Here is a 19,290-nt window from a genome sequence, read left to right as displayed (position 1 = left end):
GGGACGCCACCTCGCGGCACCGAGCGCCTGAACCTCCCGCCGCGCGCCGAGGGAACCTCGCCGCAAGGCACCCAGCGGATGGGCACTCCACCGCGAGGCACCGGGAGGCCGACGCAGCCGCCCCGCGACCCGCGGAGGCCCCGGCCCGTCGTGGCCGACCAGCCGACGGAGATCTTCGCCGCCGTCGAGGCCGGCGGAACCACCGCGGTGAAGGAGAAGCCCGAGCCCGCGCCGCTGGGCAAGGGCGGCGTCGCGATCCGCACGGCCGGGGAAATCCTCATCACGCTCGGCCTGGTCGTGCTGCTGTTCATGGTCTACGAGGTCTACGTGACCGACCTGTTCTCAGCGGAGAAGCAGTCGGTGGCGAGCGACCAGCTCCAGGGCGACTGGGCCCAGGACCGCACGCTGCACCCGGGCCTCGTCGACGGCAAGGCGTTCGCGCGCATCCACATCCCGGAGTTCGGCGCCGACTTCAACTTCACGATCCAGGAGGGCACCGGCGAGGACTCGCTCGCCATCGGCCCCGGCCACTACAAGGGCACGGCGCTGCCCGGCGAGCCCGGCAACTTCGGCGTCGCCGGCCACCGCGTGGGCAAGGGCGCGCCGTTCAACGATCTGGACAACCTCAGCTCGTGTGACCAGATCGTGATCGAGACGCAGACGGACTTCTACATCTACAAGGTCCTGCCCTACGACGACGAGATGTCCGGCTGGAGCAGCGGCAAGGGCGCGCAGCCGGAGTGCAAGGGCGTCTCGACGCTGCGCAACCCGAGCATCTCGGGCGGCGGCGCGTACGACCAGACGTTCGGCCGCAAGGTCGTGCTCCCGAGCCAGGGCGACGCCGTGAACCCGGTGCCGTACAAGCCGGCCGACGTCCTGCCGAAGGCGCAGGAGGCGTCGCTGCTCACGCTCACCACGTGCCACCCGCAGTTCTCCGCGAAGCAACGGCTGATCATCACGTCCGTGCTCACGCAGCAGGTGCCGAAGTCGCAGGTGTCGGACTACGGCAAGCTGCTGACCGAGATCGGCGGTGCTTCCTGATGTACGCGTGGATCTGGCGGCGCCTGCCGGGACCGTTCGCGGCGAAGCTGGCAATCGCCGTTGTGCTGGTGCTCGGCATCATCGCGCTGCTGATGTTCGTGGTGTTCCCGTGGCTCGACCCGCTGCTGCCGTTCAACGAAGTGTCGGTGGACAACTGAGGCACACCCGCTTCGGCGTCTTCCTCGTCTCCGGGCGGTTCCCGGGGCAGGAGGACGCCGAAGTGCTGCTCAGGACCGTGCGCGCGGCCGAGGCCGCCGAGGCGGCGGGGTTCGACGACGTCTGGCTCGCCGAGCACCATTTCCTGCCTTACGGCGTGTGCCCGTCGGCGATCACGCTCGCCGCGCACGTGCTCGGGCGCACGTCGCGGATCGCCGTCGGTACGGCGGTGAGCGTGCTGTCGACGACGCATCCGGTGGCGCTCGCGGAGCAGTGGTCGATGCTCGACGCGGTGTCCGGCGGCCGGCTGCGCCTCGGCGTCGGGCGCGGCGGGCCGTGGCAGGACCTGGAGGTGTTCGGCACCGGGCTCGAGCGGTACGAGAGCGGTTTCGAGGAGTCGCTGGACGTGCTGCTCCGCGCGGCTTCGGGCACCGCGTCCGCAGCCGGTGAGCAGTTCACCTTCCGCGAGGTGCCGCTGGTGCCGGCGCCGCGGCGGAAGCCGGAAGTGGTCGTGGCGGCCGGCGGGCCGAAGTCCGACGCCGTGCGCCTGGCCGCGGCACGTGGGCTCCCGATGCTGCTCGGGCTGCACGCCGGTGACGACGAGAAGGCGGCGACGGTCGAGGCGTACGGCGGCGAGGCCGCGCACGTGTCGACGGTGTTGTGCCAGGTCGGCGAGAGCCGCTCGGCGGCGGCCGATGTGGTGCGCAAGTCGTTGCCCGGCTGGCTTTCCGACGGCCTCGGCGCGCACGTCACGGTGGACGGGCGGCCCGGTCCGTCGCGTGATCCGCACGAGTACACCGAGCACCTGTGCGAGATCCACCCCGTCGGGGATCCCGAGTACTGCGTGGCGACGCTGGAAACGAGCCTCCGGCGCACCGGGGCCGCCCACGTGATCATGTTCGTGGAAGCGTCCGGTACGCCGGAGGGCACAGAGGAGAACATCGCGCGGATCGGCGCCGAGGTGCTGCCCGCGCTCAGGGTTTCAACAGCAGCGCTTAACAGTCACGCAGCTCCGGGCTCTGGTTGAGCAGCTGGCCGCGCACCGACACGAACGCGCGGTAGCGGTCACCGTCCAGTTCGGACGTCCGGAACACCGCCACCCGGTGGCAGTTCTGGAAAGCGAGCTTCACGCCGAAGTGGCGCTCGAGCCCGCCGCGGATGGCGTCGGAGGCCAGTGCGCGCAGCAGCTGCCCGCGGGCGGCCTCGCTCGGCGGCGGCGTCTCGTTGTCGGCGAAGCCGTCCGGCGCGCCGTCGGCCTCGGCGATCACGCCCGTGATCACTTCCCACGCGTACGGCAGCGACTCCCGCACGCAGGCGACGAACTCGGCGTCGGAGACCTCCCCGCGCTCGGCCTTTTCCAGCAGCGCGGGCGATACGTCCAGAGACAAGACAACCTCCATGGTGAGTGGTTCCCCCTCCTTGGCTACTCGCCCGGCCGAGGACCCCACAAGAGAAAACGGTATTCATCACCACTTCGGTGGATCACTCCCACCGGAACAGCCGCACGGCCAGCGCCGTCCCGCCCAGCGCGAACGCGGCCAGAGCGACGAACTGCAGCGGCTGAACGCCTGCGCCGACCCACGCGTCCTGCAGCGGCTGCGTGCCCGGCGGCACGTACGCGCCGATCCGCTGGATCACCTCCGGTAGCAGCGGCCGTGGCAGGTACACGCCGCCGAGGAACATGATCGGGAAGAACGCGATCATCGCCAGGGCCGACGCACCCTTGGCCGTACGCGCGACCGACGCCGCGACCAGGCCCAGCGCGAACACCGAGACCAGGCCGAGCACCAGCGTCAACGCGTACGTGAGCGGATGCCGGGGCAGCGGCACCTCGAACGCGACGCGCGCGGTCACCAGCATCAGCACCACGCCGGCGAGCGCCACCACGGCGTGGATCACGAGCTGCGCGAGCAGCAGGTGCGCCGGTGGCACCGGCGTCGTCGCGAGGCGGCGCAGCACACCCTGCTCGCGGTAAGTGGCCACCGATGCGGGGATCGCTTGGAGGCCAAGCGTCGCGAGCGAAACCACGACGAGCGAGGGGACCCACAGGTCGATGAAGCGGTAACCACCGGTCACGTCGCTTGGCTGCGACATGCCGGGGATCGAGCCGACGCCGAGCAGCAGCGCTGTGGGCAGCGCGACGCCGAACACCGCCCACAGCGGCGTGCGCAGGAAGAGCTTCGCCTCGGTGGCGACGAGCTTGGTGAAGGTATGCACGGTGCTCACTCCCGTCCGGTGAGGGTGACGAACGCGTCGTCCAAAGTGGATTTCCCCGTGGTGGCACGGAGTTCGGCCGGGGTGCCGGTCGCGATGATCCGGCCCGCGTCGAACACGGCCACACGGTCGCAGAGGCGTTCCGCCTCGTCCATGAAGTGGGTGACGAGCACGACGGTCACCCCGGCGTCGCGTACGGCGGTCACGACCTTCCACGTCTCGCGGCGCGAATGCGGGTCGAGGCCGGTGGTGAGCTCGTCGAGGATCGCGACCTGCGGGTCGCCCACCAGCGCGAGCGCGATCGACAGCCGCTGCCGCAGGCCGCCGGAGAGCTTGCCGAACGCCGCGTTCCGGTGGTCTTCGAGGCCGAGGCGCCGCAGCAACCCGCCGAGGTCGGCCGGCTTCGGGTAGAAGGCGGCGAACAGTTCCAGCGCCTCGGCCACCCGCAGCTTCTCGGGCAGTCGCGCGTCCTGCAGCTGCACGCCGACGAGCCGGCGCAGCCGCACCGCGTCCTTCGCCGGATCCAGGCCCAGCACGGAGATCGCGCCGGAATCGGGCCGGCGCAGGCCCTGCAGGCACTCGACCGTGGTGGTCTTGCCGGCGCCGTTGGTGCCGAGGATGCCGAAGATCTCGCCGCGCTCGACGGCGAACGAAACGCCGTCGACCGCGACCCGCTTGCCGTAGGTTTTCCGGAGCTCGGTGACTTCGATGAGTGGCATGCGAGAAACGCTAAAAGCGCGCGACGTCCGGCAGAATGACGCTGAAACCCCAGCTCAGGTGGGGTTTCGCTGACGCGGGGGTGGGGCTGTGCCCACCCCCGTACGGGAGCTTCGGCCAGTGCGTTCCAGGGTCCGGCTAGATCAGACTGCGGGAAAGGGGGTGCGGCGAATGGAATCCGTGCGGCGAGCGGTGGTCCTCGCCGGCCTCGCGCTGCTGAGCTGGGCCGACGCGCTCGTGGAGCTGCTCGCCTTCCTGCTGCTCTGCGTCGGGCTCGTGTTCTTCTTCACCCCGGCGATCGACTGGGCACGCGGGCGCTCGGCGCGCACCCGGGAGCTCGTCGGCCGGTGGTGCGAGATCGAGGTCGCGACGCCGTACCGGCCGGCGCCGGCAGAGCCGGAACGCGAGCGGGACGGCTGGTACCGCGACGGCAACCAGCTCTACAAACGGGCGTGGTGGATCCGCTGGAACCGACGTTTCACGTGGATCATGGAGGACCCGGCCACCGGCCGCGAGCTCCGCTGGCAGCTGCTCAACCCGCCGTTCGCGCTGGTCACGGCCCTGCTTTCGCTCGTCACCGGTGCCCGGGCGCTGCGCTGGTACGGCCGGTGGACACGCTTCTGGCTCGGCCCGCGCCCGCCCGCCGGGCCCGTGCGCAAGCGGTGGCTGCACCGGCACCTCGAGTCGTTCGGCCACCAGGTCGGGCTCCTCGCGCTGTCGCTGGTGCACCTGGGGTTCTCGGTGTGGCAGTTCGTGGTGATCATCGGCGCGGCCCCGGTCGCGGCGCCGCTCATCGTCTCGTGCCGGACGATCGCCGATACCCTGCGCCGCGAAGCCGGCAACTGGACGGGGGTGCGCATCACGCGGCCGTACCTGCCGCCGCCCCGGCTGCCGGTGCCGCGGCCGGACGGGCTCTACCAGGTCGGCAAGCAGCTGTACGACGAACCGTGGTGGCCGGTCCAGCGCGCCCGCACGCAGTGGATCCTGCGCGACCGCGCCACCTGGCGTGACCTCGCCGGCGGCGCGCTGATCCCGGTGGTCTCGCTGCTGCTGACCGTGCCCACGGTCGCCTTGCTCGGCTGGGGCCTGACGGGGCTGGTCATCCTCTGGGGCTGGCGGCCGTTCGTGTCCGCACCGGTCCAGTGGTTCCCACTACCCGAAGTCGCGACGCACCTCGGCGCGCTCGCCCAGACGCCGGTCGCGCTCGCGCTGATCGTCGCCGGCCTTGCGCCCACGACCTGGCTGGCTCGTGAGCAGGCGCGGTTCGCCCGGCTGTGGCTCGGGCCGACGGAAGCGATGCGGCTCGCGCAACGCGTGGCGCGACTGGACGAGTCGCGCACCCACGTCACGGTCGCCCAAGCCGCCGAGCTGCGCCGCATCGAACGCGACCTGCACGACGGCATCCAGTCCCGGCTCGTGGCCATGGGCCTGAAACTCGGCGCGATCGAGGCACTCATCGACAGCGACCCCGAATCGGCCAAACGGCTCGCAGCCGAGCTGCGCACGGCGTCGTCGGACGCGCTGACGGAGCTGCGGCTGCTGGTGCGCGGCATCCACCCGCCGGTGCTGTCCGAACGCGGCCTCGTCGACGCCGTGCACGCGGTCGCGCTCGACAGTCCGCTGAAGGTCGAGGTGACGGCCGACGTGCGCCGCCGCGTCGAGCAACCGGTGGAGGCGTGCGTCTACTTCGCCGTGTGCGAGCTTTTGGGCAATGCGGCGAAACATGGTGCGGTGAAACGGGTTTCGATCTCGCTGGTGTACTCCGACGGCGTGCTGCGCGTGGTCGTGACCGACGACGGCAGCGGCGGCGCCGAAGCCGCGCGCGGCTCGGGACTTCGCGGAATCGAGCGCAGGCTGGGGGCTTTCGACGGTACGTTGAGCCTCAGCAGCCCACCGGGCGGACCGACCGAGGCGATCCTGGAGGTGCCGTGCCAGACAATCCCGGAACCGGCCCCGGAACCACTGGACCCGGCACCGGCCGGCCCAGAACCGTCATCGCCGAAGACCAGTACCTCCTCCGAGACGGCCTGACCCACCTGCTCACCGCGCACGGCTTCGACGTCGTCGCCGCGGTCGGCTCCGGCCCGGAACTCGCCGCGGCACTGCGGGAACACCGGCCGGACGTGTCCGTTGTGGACGTTCGCATGCCCCCGACGAACACCGACGAAGGCCTGCAGGTGGCGCTCGCGGCCCGCCGGGAGATGCCCGGCTTGCCGATTCTCGTGCTGTCGCAACATGTCGAGCAGCTCTACGCGCGCGAGCTGCTCGCCGACGGCACCGGCGCCGTCGGCTACCTGCTCAAGGACCGCGTGTTCAACGCCGAGCAGTTCGTGGACGCCGTGCGCCGCGTCGCCGCCGGTGGCACGGCCATGGACCCCGAGGTGATCGCGAAACTGGTCGCGGGCAACGTTTCCGACCCGCTCGCGGCCCTGACCCCGCGCGAACGCGAGGTACTGGAGCTCATGGCCGAAGGCTGTTCCAACGCCGCGATCGCCGCGCGCCTGCACTTCAGCGAGGGCGCCGTCGGCAAGCACACAGCCAACCTCTTCGCGAAGCTCGGCATCGCCGCGTCCGACGACACCAACCGCCGCGTGCTGGCCGTGCTCGCCTACCTCGGTGCCGGCTGATCCCTTGAAACGCTAGTCCCTCGAGACGCGGATCATCTCGTCGCGCTCCACGACCTTGATCCGCTCCCGGCCGTGCGGCTCGCCCAGCGACTTCTCGTGCGCGTCGAGCTTGCCCCAGCCTTCCCAGGTGGTGAACGGAATCCCGCGCCCGGCGAGGAAGTCGAGGATCGCGTCGGGGGAGTCGTGCTTCGGCGACGCGAGCGTGTCGGCGTCGGCCAGCAGGCTCGCGACGGTCTCCGCCGCGTCGCCCTTCGTGTGGCCGATGAGGCCGATCGGGCCGCGCTTGATCCAGCCGGTGACGTAGACGCCGGGCAGCTGGTTGTCGTCGAGGTCCAGCACTCGCCCGGCCTGGTTCGGCACGACGCCCGCGACGTGGTCGAACGGGATCTCCGGCAGGTGCGACGACAGATAACCGACCGCGCGGTACACGGCCTGCACGTCCCAGTCGTGGAACTCGCCCGTTCCGCGCACGCCGCCTTCACCGTCGTACTCGGTCCGCTCGGTGCGCAGGCCGGTCACGCGGCCGTCTTCGCCGAGCACCTCGGCGGGCGAGTGGAAGAAGTGCAGGTGCAGCCGCTTGGGGCGCGTGCCCTCGTCGCGGATCGCCCACTCCTGCAAGGTCTTCACGACCATGTCGATCTGCTTCGACGCCCGCAGCGCCGTGATGCTGGCCTCGTCGAACTCCATGTCCTCGGGGTGCACGATCACCTCGACGTTCGGCGAGTGGTCGAGCTCGCGCAGCTCCAGTGGCGTGAACTTCGCCTGCGCCGGGCCGCGGCGGCCGAACACGTGCACGTCGGTGACCGGGCTGGCCTTCAGCCCTTCGTACACGTTGGCCGGGATGTCGGTGGTGAGCAGCTCGTCGGCCGTCTTCGCGAGGATGCGGGCGACGTCGAGCGCCACGTTGCCGACGCCGAGCACGGCAATGGACTTCGCGGCCAGTGGCCAGGTCCGGGGCACGTCGGGGTGACCGTCGTACCAGCTCACGAAGTCGGCGGCGCCGTGACTGCCGTCGAGGTCGGCGCCCGGGATGTCCAGCGGCCGGTCGGCCATCGCGCCCGTGGAGAAGATCACGGCGTCGTAGAACTCGCGCAGCTCGTCGAGCTTCAGGTCGGTGCCGTAGTCGACGTTGCCGAGCAGACGGATGTTCGGGCGGTCGAGCACCTTGTGCAGGGCGGTGACGATGCCCTTGATCCGCGGGTGGTCGGGCGCGACGCCGTAGCGGATCAACCCGAACGGCGCGGGCATGCGCTCGAACAGGTCGACCTGCACATCGGTGTCGGACTTGTCCAGGATGTCGGCGGCGTAGATACCGGCGGGGCCGGCGCCCACGACCGCTACGCGAAGGGATCGGCTCACGGTACCCACGCTAAGTTAGGGCTACCTAACTTTCACTGTGATCTGGCGTACGGTCCAGCAAATGGGACGCAGTAAGGTGGCCGCATGCGCGTACTCGTCGTCGACAACTACGACAGCTTCGTCTACAACCTGGTGCAGTACCTGGCGCAGCTCGGCGCCGAGTGCACGGTGTGGCGCAACGACGTGGTCGACCTCGAGCGGGTGCCCGAGTTCGACGCCGTGCTCGTCTCGCCCGGCCCGGGCACGCCCGAGCGCGCCGGCCAGAGCATCGAGGTCATCGCGAAGTGTGCCGAGACGCGCACGCCGATGCTGGGCGTCTGCCTCGGCCACCAGGCCCTCGGCGTGCACTTCGGCGCGACGGTGGACCGCGCGCCCGAGCTGCTGCACGGCAAGACGAGCCAGGTCCGCCACGAGGGCAAGGGCGTGCTCGCCGGCCTGCCCGACGGGTTCACCGCCACCCGCTACCACTCGCTGACCGTGCTGCCCGAGACGATCCGCGACGAGATCTTCGAGGTCACCGGCCACACCGAATCAGGTGTGGTCATGGGCATGCGTCACCGCGAGCTGCCGTTGGAGGGCGTGCAGTTCCACCCCGAGTCCGTGCTCACCGAAGGCGGGCACCGGATGCTGGCCACGTGGCTGGCCTCGACCGGCCACCCGGTCGACCCGAAGAAGGTCGACGAGCTGGAACGCGCCACGAAGGCGCTGCAGAAGGCCGCCGCTGCGTGACCATCCCGCTGATCCGGCTCGTGGGGGTCGGTAAGCGGTACGGCGGCGGCGAGCTGGTGCTCGACGGCGTCGACCTGACCGTGCCCGCCGCGTGCGTGGTCGGGATCCTCGGGGCCAACGGCTCCGGGAAGTCCACGCTGCTGCGGATCCTGGCGGGCGTTTCGCGCGCGAGTCTCGGCACGGTCGAGGGCACGCCGTCGATCGGGTACCTGCCCGACCGGTTCCCCGGCGGGCAGCGGCTGAGCGCGAAGTCGTACCTGCGGCACATGGCGCGCATGCGCGGACTTGCCGACTTGTCGACGATCGACCCGCTGCTGGAGCGGCTCGCACTGGTCGGCGGGCCCGACGCGCAGCTGCGCACGCTCTCGAAAGGCAACGCGCAGAAGGTCGGCCTCGCGCAGGCCGTACTGCCGCGGCCCGACCTGCTGATCCTCGATGAACCCTGGTCGGGTCTCGACGTCGGCACCCACGCGGTGCTCGGCGAGCTGGTGGCCGAGACGCGGGCGCGCGGCGCGAGCGTGGTGTTCACCGACCACCGGCCGGCCGTCGTGCGCGAGAACGCCGACGCCGTCTACCGCATCGAAGGCGGCCGGCTCCCGGCTGTCGACGGGGTGACCGAACCCGCCACGCGGATCGTGCTCGCGGGCACCGGCACCGACTGGACCGCCGAACCCGGCGTGCGCCACGCGATCGCCGAGGGTCCGCACGTGGTCCTGACCGTGGACGCGACGAGCGCCGACGCGGTCCTCCTGCGCGCGCTGTCGGGCGGCTGGTCCGTGCGGGAGGTGGCGCCGTGCTCGCCGTGAGCCGCTACTACCTCGCGCTGCTGGGCCATTCGCAGCGCTACCTGCCGGCGTTTCTGGCCTACCTCGCGCTGTCGGTGATCCTCTACTCCGACCCGCATTCGCCGGTGCTGCCGCTCTACGGCGTGAGCAGCGGCGCGCTGGTCGTCCTCGGCTGCTGGCTCACGATCGCGGTGCTCGACATCGAAGATCCGGTGCAGCGGCTCGTCACGCTCAGCCACGCACGCAGCCGCCTGCGCACCATCGGCGGCGCGGTGCTTGCCGTGTTCGGCTGCCTGGTGATGCTGACCGTGATCACGCTCGTGTGGTCGGCGATCAGGACGTGGCAGCTGCACTGGGATGCGTTCGGCGTCGGCCTGCTGGCCCTCCTGGCGAGCGGGCTGCTCGGGATCGCGATCGGCCTGCCGTGCTCGCGCCTGCTCGTCGGGCGCATCGGCTGGACGGTGCTCGCGGCCGTGCTCGTGCTCGGCCTGGTCCTGCTGGGCAAGTGGGTGCCATTGGTCCACCCGCTGATCACGGCGCTGACCAACGGCGCGCCCTACAGCGGCGCGCTCGTCCTCGCCGTGGCCACGTCGGTGGTCGCGCTGGGCGCCAGCGCCGGCGTCGTCGGGTGGCTGGCGGGCCGGCGGGCCTGAGCTCGGAGCGATTGACGCGTGCTCCGAGATAAATCTGCAAATTGCACAAAGCAATTTCTTGTTCGGATCTTCCGGAGATCACCCCGGGCACGCTAATGTCTTGCCTTCACCCACGCGGGTGGCACCGGCCAGCAGCAAAAAACTGCTGCGGAGAGAGCCCGCGGCGTCGGGAAACGCTCCGGCGCCGCGGGTGGGTCTACCGGTCCACCGGCATTCGTCGGCTGCACGACGCGCCCGTGCCGACGGCGGATGCCGGTGCCCGGCCGGAGCGATCGCACTGAGTCAGATGCAAATTGCAGTAAGCAATACAGGAAGGCGGTCTTCCTCCGCGTCAGCGCGTCGGTTACCCTCGCGCCGTCTGTTCACCCGTGAGGGGAGAGTCGTGACGGCTGGGATCGCCGCGATCACCGTGGCCGGCTCGGGTGACGAGCTGCACCAGCTCGCCTCCTGGCTGCGTTCAGAGGACGAGCTCCGCGACCGCGTCCGGCTGGCCGAGAGACCCGTGTCGGACGACGTGGCGGGTGACGCCGTGGTCGTGATGGTGAGCAGCCGCTCCGTGGGCACGCTGTGCCGCTCGCTGTTCGGCTGGCTGCGCAAGGGCCGCGGCGACGAACGCGTGCTGCTCAAGCTGAAGCGGTCCGGCGCCGTGGAAGAGCTGGACGTCGACTGCGGTTCGGGCAGCGACGTCGACGCGGTGCTCGCGAGCGTCCGCGGCTTTCTCGACCAGGACTGAGAAACTTCCCGGGAAAGCACAGGGCCCGCACGGAAAACCGTGCGGGCCCTGTCGCGTTTCAGCGGGTGATCAATTGTGTCCGGGCGGGAGGCCGATACCACCGCCGCCGCCGGGGCTGCCCGACGTCGACGGCGTGCCACCGTCGTCCACCTCGAAGATCGTCAGCGTGATGTTCTGCGTCGGCGAAATCGTTGTGCCCGCATCCGGGCTGGTGCGCACGACCGTGTTGGGCGGGACGGTGCCGAAACGCACCGTCTGGACGGTGATCTTGCCCGACCAGCCCATCTGCTGCAGCGTATTCGTCGCCTGGTCCTCGGTCTGCCCTGTCAGGTCCGGCATCGTGAAGCTCTGCGGGCCCTTGGAGACCGACAGCGTGATCGTCGAGCCCGGAGCGACGGACCCGCCGTTCGGCTGCTGGTTGACGACCTGGTTCTTCGGGTCGTTCGAGTCCACGTCGACCTTCTTCACCGTGAAGCCGAGACCCTCGAGCTGGCTCTTCGCGGCGCTGTAGTCCTTGCCGGTCGTGTCCGGCACCGACTTGAGGTTCACGCTGCCACCCACGACGATGTTCACCGCCGAGCCCTGCGGCGCGCTCGAGTTGGGCGTCGGGTCCTGTCGGATGACCTTGCCGACGTCGTCCTGGTTGTCGACGTTCTCGTTCGTGGTGTTGCCCAGCTTCAGCTTGGCGTCCGTCAGCAGCTGGCCGGCCTGGTCCGCCGTCTTTCCGGTCAGGTCCGGCACCTGGGACGAATTCGGCCGCGCGCCCACGTACAGCTGGATCTGCGTGGTCGTCGCGACGTTCTGGCCCTGGCCCGGGTCGATGCCGACGACCTTGTCGATCGAGTCGTCGCCGCAGGTGATGCTCTTGGGGTTGGTGCTCGGGTCCGCAGCGCCGCAGATCACGCTCTTGTTCGGGGCGAACGACGAGAAGCCCGCCGTTTGCAGCTCCGACTTCGCGACACTCGCCTGGTGGCCCATCACGTCCGGAATCGTCGCGGTGGTCGCCTCGGAACGGAATGCCCCGTTGAGCCACATGATCAGCAGGATCACGCCGGCCACGAGCAGCGCGGCGACGACCGCCAGGATCGTGCGGTTGCGGCGCTTGGCACGCGGGTCCTCGTCCGGCTCCTCGGCGTACTCCTCGTACCGCTGGGGCTGCCGGCGGTCCTGGTTCATCACCTGGGTGCGCTCGTCCTCCGACATCACCATCGGAGCGGACGGGCGCTGGCCCGAGAGCGTGCGCACGAGGTCCGAGCGCATCTCGGCGGCCGACTGGTACCGGTTGGCCGGGCCTTTCGCCAGCGCCTTGAGCACCACGGCGTCGAGCTCCGGCGTCACCGCCGGGTTCACCGACGACGGCGGGTTCGGGTCCTCCCGCACGTGCTGGTACGCCACGGCCACCGGCGAATCACCCGTGAAAGGGGGCTCCCCGGTGATGAGCTCGTAGAGCACGCAGCCGGCCGCGTACACGTCGGAACGCGCATCGACGGCTTCACCGCGCGCCTGCTCCGGTGAGAGGTACTGCGCGGTGCCGATCACGGCGGCCGTCTGCGTCATCGCCGACTGGCCGTCGTGCATCGCGCGGGCGATGCCGAAGTCCATCACCTTGACGGCGCCGTTCTTCGTGATCATCACGTTGGCGGGCTTCACGTCGCGGTGCACGATGCCGTGGCGGTGGGAGAAGTCCAGCGCCGCGCAGACGTCGGCCATGACCTCCATGGCCCGCTTCTGCGACATCGGGCCCTCGGTCTTCACGATGTCGCGAAGCGTCCGGCCCTCGACGTACTCCATGACGATGTAAGGCAGGTTCCCGAAATCGGTGTTGGCCTCACCGGTGTCGTAGACCGCCACGATCGCGGGGTGGTTGAGAGCGGCCGCGTTCTGCGCCTCGCGGCGGAAGCGTTCCTGGAACTGGGGATCGCGGGCGAGGTCAGCACGCAGGACCTTGATCGCGACTTCCCGGCCGAGACGCACGTCGAGTCCGTGATGGACCTCGGACATGCCTCCGTAGCCGAGCGTCTCGCCCAGCTCGTACCGATTGGAGAGCAGTCTGGGTGTGCTCATCTCTGTGTGCCGTTCCATTCAGTCCAAGGTGTGGTCATGATGCCTTGCAGGCCCTGCTTCTCGCTCGCACCCGGTTCGGCGGGTCCGCCTGCGGTCGGTCCTTCTGCGCGGCTGGTCGGCTCGATCGGCGCCGGTCTGCCTGTGTCCACGCTTCTCGGTGTCTGTCCGTTGCCGGTGCCCACCACTTTGGCTATGACGAACGCCGCTGCCACGATCACGGCGACCACGATCACCGCGAGCAGCACCCACCAGCCCCACTGGCTCTTCCGCCGCGGCACGGGCGGGTGCCCGGGGTGCACCGAACCCGGCGACAGCGGCGGGAACCCGGGGTTGGAACCAGGACCGATGGGCACGTGGGGGAGCTCGCCGGCCTGCGGCATCCCGGGGGGCGGCGACGGCGGGACCTGGCCCGCCGCGTAGGCGGCGTTGACCAGGCCGAGCGGCGTCGGCAGGGGGTGCCCGGCGCGGACGGCCGCGACGGCGGCGGCGAACTCGCCACCGCTCGCGTAGCGCTGCCGGGGGTCCTTGACCAGCGTGGCCTCGATGACCGCGCGCGCACCCGGGGGCACGTCGGGCGGCAGTGGCGGCGGCAGGTCGCGGATGTGCATCATGGCGACGCTCACCGCGTTCTCCGAGAGGAACGGCCGGTGGCCCGAGAGGCATTCGTAGCCGCACACGGCGAGCGAGTAGACGTCGCTGGCCGGCTCGGCGTCGTGGCCCAGCGCCTGCTCGGGAGCGATGTAGTGGGCCGTGCCCATGACCATGCCCGACCGCGTGACCGGGGCGGCGTGCGCGGCCTTGGCCACGCCGAAGTCGGTGATCTTCACCTGGCCGGCCGGCGTCACGAGGATGTTGCCCGGCTTCACGTCGCGGTGCACCAGGCCCTGCTCGTGCGCGGCCTGCAGCGCGGTGCCCGCCTGCTCCAGCAGGTCGAGCGTGTAGTCGGCCGAGAGCCGCCCGTGCTTGGCGAGGATGCCCGCGAGCGGGTCGCCCTCCACGAACTCCATGACCAGGTACGCGATGGGCAGCGCGTCTTCTTCTTTGCCACCCTCGGTTCCGGCGAACGTCTCGCCGTAGTCGTGCACCGCCGCGATCCCGGCGTGGTTGAGCGACGCCGTCATCCGCGCCTCGGTCCGGAACCGGTGCAGGAACTCGGCGTCGCCGGAGAGCTCGGCCTTCAGCACCTTCACCGCGACGACCCGGTCGAGCCGGGTGTCGCTCGCCTGCCAGACCTCGCCCATCCCGCCGACGGCGATCCGGTTCGTCAGCTTGTAGCGCTCGGCCAGCAGCTGACCCGAGGACAGCATCGGCTACCCACCCCCGAGACGCGCGGCGATGGCGGCGCGGCCGATCTCGGCGGCGACGGAGCCACCGGTCGCGGCGAGCCCGCGGTTGCCACCGTTCTCGACGATGACCGACACGGCGATCTGCGGGTTGTCCGAGGGCGCGAACGCGGTGTACCACGCGTGCGGCGGGGTGTTCTTCGAGTCGGTGCCGTGCTCGGCGGTGCCGGTCTTCGACGCGATCTTCAGCGCCGGGTCCTTGCCCTTGCCCGCGGTGAAGCCCTCCGACGCGATCATCATCTGCGTGAGGATCTGGTCGTTCGAGGGCGAGAGCGCCGGCGTGCCGGTGAGCTGCTCCGGGTCGGTGTCCTCGATCGTCGAGAGGTCCGGAGCGAGGATCGACTGCACGAGTTCCGGCTTCATCGCCATGCCGCCGTTGGCGACGGTCGCGGCGAGCAGGCAGTCCTGCAGCGGCGTGAGCCGAACGTCGCGCTGGCCGATGCCGCTCTGGTAGAGCGCGCCCTGCGAGTCGAGCGCGCCGACGGTGGACGCGGCCACCTTCATCGGCACGGTGAGGTCGGTCTGGCCGATGCCGAAGTTGGCGGCCGTCGCCTTCATCTTGTCGGCGCCGAGCTGGCCCGCGAACGTCGCGAACGGCACGTTGCACGAGTGCGCCAGCGCGTCCTTGAACGTGTTGCCGGGACAGGTCTCACCGGCGTAGTTCTCGAGCGTGGTGTTGGTGCCCGGCAGCTTCACGTTGGGCGCGGTGTTGATCACGGTGTCGGGGCCGATGCCGGCCTCGAGCGCCGCCGACGCGGTGACCAGCTTGAACGTGGACCCCGGCGGGTAGGTCTCCGAGATCGCCCGGTTCAGCATCGGGTTCTTCGGGTCCTTGGAGTAGTTCGTCCAGGCGGTGTTCTGGTCCTTGCCGTGCGACGCCAGCGCGTTCGGGTCGTACGACGGCGTGGACACCATCGCGAGGATCCGGCCCGTCTTCGGCTCCATCGCCACAACGGCGCCGGTGTAGCCGTGCTGGGTCATCAGGTCGTACGCGGCCTTCTGGACCTTCGGGTCGATCGTGAGCTTCACGTTGCCGCCGCGCGGGTCGCGCCCGGTGACCATGTCCGAGAGGCGGCGCACGAACAGCCGCGGGTCGGAGCCGTTGAGCACGTCGTCCTCGGCGCGCTCGAGGCCGCCGGCGCCGTAGTTGATCGAGTAGAACCCGGTCACCGGCGCGTACATCGGGCCGTCGGTGTAGGTGCGCGTGAACTTGAACTTGTCGCTGGAGGCCTTCACGCCGGCCAGCACCACGCCGTCGGGTGTGACGATCTGACCGCGCTGGCGCGAGTACTCGTCGTAGAGCACGCGCTGGTTGCGCGAGTCGGTGCGGTAGTCGTCGGCCTTCACGACCTGGATGTAGGTGTCGTTCGCGAGCAGCAGCACGATCATCACGAGCATCGCCATGCCGACCTTGCGCAGGGGAGTGTTCACGCGGTCCTCCCGTCACCGTTCGGGCTGCCGCCGGCCGGCGGGCGCTGCACCAGCACGGTGTGCGCCTCGGCGATCGGGGCCTGGGGCTGCTGCGGTTTCGCGCGCTTGGCCGGCTTGCGCGCGGCGTCGGAGATGCGCAGCAACAAGGCGACGAGGATGTAGTTCGCGAGCAGCGACGAACCACCCTGGGACAGGAACGGTGCCGTGATACCGGTTTCCGGGATCAGCGCCGTGACGCCGCCGACGACCACGAAGATCTGCATCACCATCGTGAACGCGAGCCCGCCGCCGAGCAGCTTGCCGAACGTGTCGCGCACGGCCAGCGCGCTGCGCATGCCGCGCATCGCGATCAGCAGGTACAGCATCAGCACGGCGGCCAGGCCGATGAAGCCCAGCTCCTCGCCGATCGACGCGGTGATGAAGTCGGTGCCCGCGGCGGGCACGATGTCCGGCCGGCCCGCGCCGAGGCCGGTGCCGCCGACCCCGCCCGTGCCGAGGCCGAACAGGCCCTGCGCGAGCTGGTAGGAGCCGCCGAGCTCGTCGTAGCGCGGGCCCAGCGGGTTGAGCCAGTTCTCCACGCGCTGCTGCACGTGCGTGAAGAGGTTGTAGGCGATGATGCAGCCGCCGACGAAGAACGTAAGCCCGACGACGACCCAGATCACGCGCTCGGTCGCGACGTAGAGCATCACCAGGATGATGCTGAAGTACAGCAGCGACGTGCCGAGGTCCTTCTCGAACACCAGGATGCCGATGCTCGCCGCGGCCGCGATGAGGATCGGGCCCAGGTCGCGGGCGCGCGGCAACTCCACGCCGAGGACCTTCTTGCCCGCCACCATGAACAAGTCGCGTTTGGACACCAGGAACGACGCGAAGAAGATCATCAGCAGGATCTTCGCGAACTCACCGGGCTGGATCGAGAAGAACGGCAGCTTGAGCCAGACCTTCGCGCCGTTGACCTCGGACAGGCTCGACGGCAGCACCGCGGGCAGCGCCAGCGCGGCGATGCCGATCAGACCGAACGTGTAGCCGTAGCGCGTGAGGGTGCGGTGGTCGTTGACCACGACCAGCACGACCACGAACAGCGCCAGCGAGATGACCGTGAACAGCACCTGCTTGGTCACTTCGGGGCTGTACTCGCTGCCCCTCTGCGCGGCTTGCTCCGCCTCGGCCAGGTCGAGCCGGTGGATCATCACCAGCCCGATGCCGTTCAGCAGCGCGACGCACGGCAGCAGCACCGGGTCGGCGTACGGCGCCCACCGGCGCACGGCGAGGTGCGCGGCGGTCAGGACACCGAGGTAGGAGAGGCCGAGCCACAGGATCGAGAGCGTGAGCTCCTGCTCCTGGTTGGCCTCCACGAGCACGAGCGCGAGGGTGACGATGAACGCGGCGAACGCCAGCAGCAACAGCTCGGTGCCCCGGCGCTTGGGCAGCTCCCGGGGCGGATTGGTGGCGAACTGCGCCGACAACGGGTCGGCCAGGGGCTGACCCATCAGTTACCGCCTCCTGTCGGCGCCGTACTCGACGTCGAGCAGTCCCTCCCCGCAGGCTGGTTCGCCGACGAAGACGCACCGCTCGAAGGCGGCGGAACAGCGCTGCTCGACGACGCCGGCGGACCGCCGGGAGCCGTCGGTACGCCGGAAGTGGTGCCGGGGGTGACCGGCGGGCAGTCGGTCAGCTGCTTGCGAAGGCGCAGGAAGTCGTCGATGTACGTGCGGGCATCGTCGAGGCTGTCGCGCTTCACGCCGTTCTGCACGGCGATGCGCGCGTCCTCCTGCAGGGCCGGCACGCGCAGCTTGTCGGTGCACAGCGTCCCCGGCGGGCACGAGCCCTGCTCGAAGGAGTGCAGCTGGATGCCGAGAATGCTGCCCGGCACCCCGCGGTAGATCACGACCTCCTGGTCGGGACCCTCTCCCACGTAGTACTGGCTGAGCACGAAGTAGCGGGTCGCGATCGCGGCCGCGGCCAGCACGATCAGCACCACGACGGCGCCGACGAGCCAGCGAAACCGCTTGCGGCGCTTGGCCTTCGGGTCCTCCTCGAACGCCTGCGGCTCGGGCCGCGGCTGAGGGGGCGGCTGCGTGAGCGCCCGGGCCCGCGCGGCCGGCGAGTCGCCCTGGTGCTGCTCGTCGCTGCCGTCGCCGGCGGCGCCGCCCACGATCGGGGCGTCGTCACCGAAGTCGACGTCGACCACGTCGGCGATGATCACGGTGACGTTGTCCGTGCCGCCGCCCTTGAGGGCGAGCTCGATCATCCGGTCCGCGCAGTCCTGCGGGTCCGGGATGCGGATGGCCTCGGACATCGTCTCGTCGGAGACCATGCCGGACAGACCGTCGGAACAGATGAGGTACCGGTCACCGGGACGCGCTTCGCGCACGGTGAGGCTCGGCTCGACCTCGTGCCCGGTGAGCGCCTTGAGCAGCAGCGAACGCTGCGGGTGCACCGCGGCCTCCTCGGCCGTGATGCGGCCCTGCTCCAGCAGTTCGTTGACGAAGCTGTCGTCGCGGGTGATCTGCGCGAACTGGCCGCCGCGCAACAGGTACGCGCGGGAGTCGCCGACGTGCGCGAGCCCCAGGCGGTTGCCCGCGAAGAGCACGGCGGTGAGCGTGGTGCCCATGCCGTCGAGATCGGGATCCTGGGAGACGAGCTCGGCGATGGCCGCGTTGCCGTTGGTCACGGCCTCGCGGAGCTGACCGAGCAGGTCGTCGCCCGGCTCGTCGTCGTCGAGCGGGGCGAGTGAGGCGATGACGACCTTGCTGGCCACCTCACCGGCCGCGTGGCCGCCCATACCGTCGGCGAGCGCGAGGAGGCGAGGGCCGGCGTACACAGAGTCCTGGTTGTTCGAACGAACCAGGCCCCGGTCGCTGCGGGCCGCGTAGCGGAGGACGAGAGTCATGGGCGAAGCTCGATCACCGTCTTGCCGATCCGGATGGGGACTCCGAGCGGGACCCGGAGGGGTGCAGTGACCTTAGCCCGGTCGAGGTAAGTCCCGTTCGTCGAGCCCAGATCTTCCACGTACCAGTCCTCCCCGCGCAGGGCGATGCGGGCGTGGCGGGTCGACGCGTAGTCGTCGTCGAGCACCAGCGTCGAGTCGTCGGCGCGGCCGATCAGGATCGGCCGGCCGTCGAGCGCGATGCGGGTACCCGCCAGCGCCCCGTGGGTCACCAGGAGCTGCTGCGGGGCCTTGCTGCCCCGCGGCTTCTTCTCCTTGTTCCGCCGGAACGAGGGCACCTGCACCCGCAGGCCGGACGCGGCGTAGAGATCAGAACGGACGACCCGCAGGGCGGCGAACACGAAGAGCCAGAGCAGCACGAGAAAGCCCACTCTGGTGAGTTGAACGACCAGCTCTGGCACTTGTTGTGTCCGCTCCCGACTCTGCCTGCAAGCCGCGGCGCGCGCGCACCGCGGATCCCCCCGCAAGACAATTCTGCGGGAACCCCG

Annotated in this window: 19 protein-coding genes; 9 read left to right on the top strand and 10 right to left on the bottom strand. The window is 70.4% G+C overall.

The annotated features are described in order from the left end of the window. Positions 1 to 150: 150 nt before the first annotated feature. Genes AB0H62_RS06665 through AB0H62_RS06655 form a run of 3 tightly spaced genes read left to right on the top strand, consistent with a single transcriptional unit; the run spans position 151 to position 2,224 of the window. Positions 151 to 1,041 carry a class E sortase gene (locus AB0H62_RS06665; protein ID WP_360584512.1) on the top strand — a complete coding sequence of 297 codons (891 nt, stop codon included), beginning with the start codon at positions 151 to 153 and terminating at the stop codon, positions 1,039 to 1,041. Next, the gene (locus tag AB0H62_RS06660) at positions 1,041 to 1,199 is read left to right on the top strand and encodes a hypothetical protein (protein WP_220245437.1); all 159 of its coding nucleotides are present in this window, start codon (positions 1,041 to 1,043) and stop codon (positions 1,197 to 1,199) included. The genes AB0H62_RS06665 and AB0H62_RS06660 overlap by 1 nt, the downstream gene beginning before the upstream one ends. Further along, positions 1,196 to 2,224, top strand: a complete 1,029-nt coding sequence (locus tag AB0H62_RS06655) for an LLM class flavin-dependent oxidoreductase (RefSeq protein WP_220247268.1) — start codon at positions 1,196 to 1,198, stop codon at positions 2,222 to 2,224. Before AB0H62_RS06660 ends, AB0H62_RS06655 begins: the two co-directional genes overlap by 4 nt. Here AB0H62_RS06655 and AB0H62_RS06650 read toward each other — a convergent pair. The 3 genes from AB0H62_RS06650 to AB0H62_RS06640 form a co-directional block, all read right to left on the bottom strand. Beyond that, complete coding sequence (locus tag AB0H62_RS06650; RefSeq protein WP_220245438.1) at positions 2,193 to 2,585, bottom strand: SCO5389 family protein; 393 nt, start codon at positions 2,583 to 2,585, stop codon at positions 2,193 to 2,195. The genes AB0H62_RS06655 and AB0H62_RS06650 overlap by 32 nt on opposite strands. Before the next feature lie 94 nt (positions 2,586 to 2,679). Then, positions 2,680 to 3,414 carry an ABC transporter permease gene (locus AB0H62_RS06645; protein ID WP_220247269.1) on the bottom strand — a complete coding sequence of 245 codons (735 nt, stop codon included), beginning with the start codon at positions 3,412 to 3,414 and terminating at the stop codon, positions 2,680 to 2,682. Positions 3,415 to 3,419: 5 nt separating this feature from the next. Then, a complete protein-coding gene (locus AB0H62_RS06640) occupies positions 3,420 to 4,130 on the bottom strand; it encodes an ABC transporter ATP-binding protein (RefSeq protein ID WP_220245439.1) in 711 nt (236 codons plus the stop codon). Positions 4,131 to 4,299: 169 nt separating this feature from the next. On the opposite strand from AB0H62_RS06640, the gene AB0H62_RS06635 reads away from it, so the two are divergent. Both AB0H62_RS06635 and AB0H62_RS06630 read left to right on the top strand, forming a co-directional pair. Next, positions 4,300 to 6,159 carry a histidine kinase gene (locus tag AB0H62_RS06635; RefSeq protein ID WP_360584509.1) on the top strand — a complete coding sequence of 620 codons (1,860 nt, stop codon included), beginning with the start codon at positions 4,300 to 4,302 and terminating at the stop codon, positions 6,157 to 6,159. Continuing rightward, positions 6,156 to 6,755 carry a response regulator transcription factor gene (locus AB0H62_RS06630; RefSeq protein WP_255638772.1) on the top strand — a complete coding sequence of 200 codons (600 nt, stop codon included), beginning with the start codon at positions 6,156 to 6,158 and terminating at the stop codon, positions 6,753 to 6,755. The genes AB0H62_RS06635 and AB0H62_RS06630 overlap by 4 nt, the downstream gene beginning before the upstream one ends. 12 nt (positions 6,756 to 6,767) lie before the next feature. Here the strand turns inward: AB0H62_RS06630 and AB0H62_RS06625 are convergent, their stop codons facing one another. Next, positions 6,768 to 8,087 (bottom strand): FAD-dependent oxidoreductase, encoded by a 1,320-nt coding sequence (locus AB0H62_RS06625; protein ID WP_360584683.1) that lies wholly within the window; start codon positions 8,085 to 8,087, stop codon positions 6,768 to 6,770. Between the two features lie 111 nt (positions 8,088 to 8,198). On the opposite strand from AB0H62_RS06625, the gene AB0H62_RS06620 reads away from it, so the two are divergent. The 4 genes from AB0H62_RS06620 to AB0H62_RS06605 all read left to right on the top strand — a co-directional run bounded on the left by AB0H62_RS06620 (position 8,199) and on the right by AB0H62_RS06605 (position 11,014). After that, positions 8,199 to 8,843, top strand: a complete 645-nt coding sequence (locus AB0H62_RS06620; protein ID WP_220245441.1) for an aminodeoxychorismate/anthranilate synthase component II — start codon at positions 8,199 to 8,201, stop codon at positions 8,841 to 8,843. An 8-nt stretch (positions 8,844 to 8,851) separates the two neighbouring features. Beyond that, positions 8,852 to 9,649: an ABC transporter ATP-binding protein gene (locus tag AB0H62_RS06615; protein WP_220247272.1), complete on the top strand. Its 798-nt coding sequence runs from the start codon at positions 8,852 to 8,854 to the stop codon at positions 9,647 to 9,649. Then, positions 9,637 to 10,281 (top strand): hypothetical protein, encoded by a 645-nt coding sequence (locus tag AB0H62_RS06610; RefSeq protein ID WP_220245442.1) that lies wholly within the window; start codon positions 9,637 to 9,639, stop codon positions 10,279 to 10,281. The genes AB0H62_RS06615 and AB0H62_RS06610 overlap by 13 nt, the downstream gene beginning before the upstream one ends. Before the next feature lie 382 nt (positions 10,282 to 10,663). Then, a complete protein-coding gene (locus AB0H62_RS06605) occupies positions 10,664 to 11,014 on the top strand; it encodes a hypothetical protein (protein ID WP_220245443.1) in 351 nt (116 codons plus the stop codon). Positions 11,015 to 11,083: 69 nt separating this feature from the next. Here the strand turns inward: AB0H62_RS06605 and pknB are convergent, their stop codons facing one another. Genes pknB through AB0H62_RS06575 form a run of 6 tightly spaced genes read right to left on the bottom strand, consistent with a single transcriptional unit; the run spans position 11,084 to position 19,203 of the window. Further along, positions 11,084 to 13,078 (bottom strand): Stk1 family PASTA domain-containing Ser/Thr kinase, encoded by a 1,995-nt coding sequence (pknB, locus tag AB0H62_RS06600; RefSeq protein WP_360584507.1) that lies wholly within the window; start codon positions 13,076 to 13,078, stop codon positions 11,084 to 11,086. Next, the gene (locus AB0H62_RS06595) at positions 13,075 to 14,385 is read right to left on the bottom strand and encodes a serine/threonine-protein kinase (RefSeq protein WP_220245445.1); all 1,311 of its coding nucleotides are present in this window, start codon (positions 14,383 to 14,385) and stop codon (positions 13,075 to 13,077) included. The genes pknB and AB0H62_RS06595 overlap by 4 nt, the downstream gene beginning before the upstream one ends. A gap of 3 nt (positions 14,386 to 14,388) precedes the next feature. Further along, complete coding sequence (locus AB0H62_RS06590; RefSeq protein WP_220245446.1) at positions 14,389 to 15,852, bottom strand: penicillin-binding transpeptidase domain-containing protein; 1,464 nt, start codon at positions 15,850 to 15,852, stop codon at positions 14,389 to 14,391. Further along, a complete protein-coding gene (locus tag AB0H62_RS06585; protein ID WP_220245447.1) occupies positions 15,849 to 17,342 on the bottom strand; it encodes an FtsW/RodA/SpoVE family cell cycle protein in 1,494 nt (497 codons plus the stop codon). The genes AB0H62_RS06590 and AB0H62_RS06585 overlap by 4 nt, the downstream gene beginning before the upstream one ends. Further along, positions 17,342 to 18,745, bottom strand: a complete 1,404-nt coding sequence (locus tag AB0H62_RS06580; RefSeq protein ID WP_220245448.1) for a PP2C family serine/threonine-protein phosphatase — start codon at positions 18,743 to 18,745, stop codon at positions 17,342 to 17,344. Before AB0H62_RS06580 ends, AB0H62_RS06585 begins: the two co-directional genes overlap by 1 nt. Continuing rightward, positions 18,742 to 19,203 (bottom strand): FHA domain-containing protein, encoded by a 462-nt coding sequence (locus tag AB0H62_RS06575; protein ID WP_037718919.1) that lies wholly within the window; start codon positions 19,201 to 19,203, stop codon positions 18,742 to 18,744. Before AB0H62_RS06575 ends, AB0H62_RS06580 begins: the two co-directional genes overlap by 4 nt. Positions 19,204 to 19,290: the final 87 nt, after the last annotated feature.

It is taken from the genome of Amycolatopsis sp. NPDC050768 (assembly GCF_040654155.1).
GTDB lineage: Bacteria > Actinomycetota > Actinomycetes > Mycobacteriales > Pseudonocardiaceae > Amycolatopsis.
This window is presented reverse-complemented; position numbering and strand designations above follow the sequence as displayed.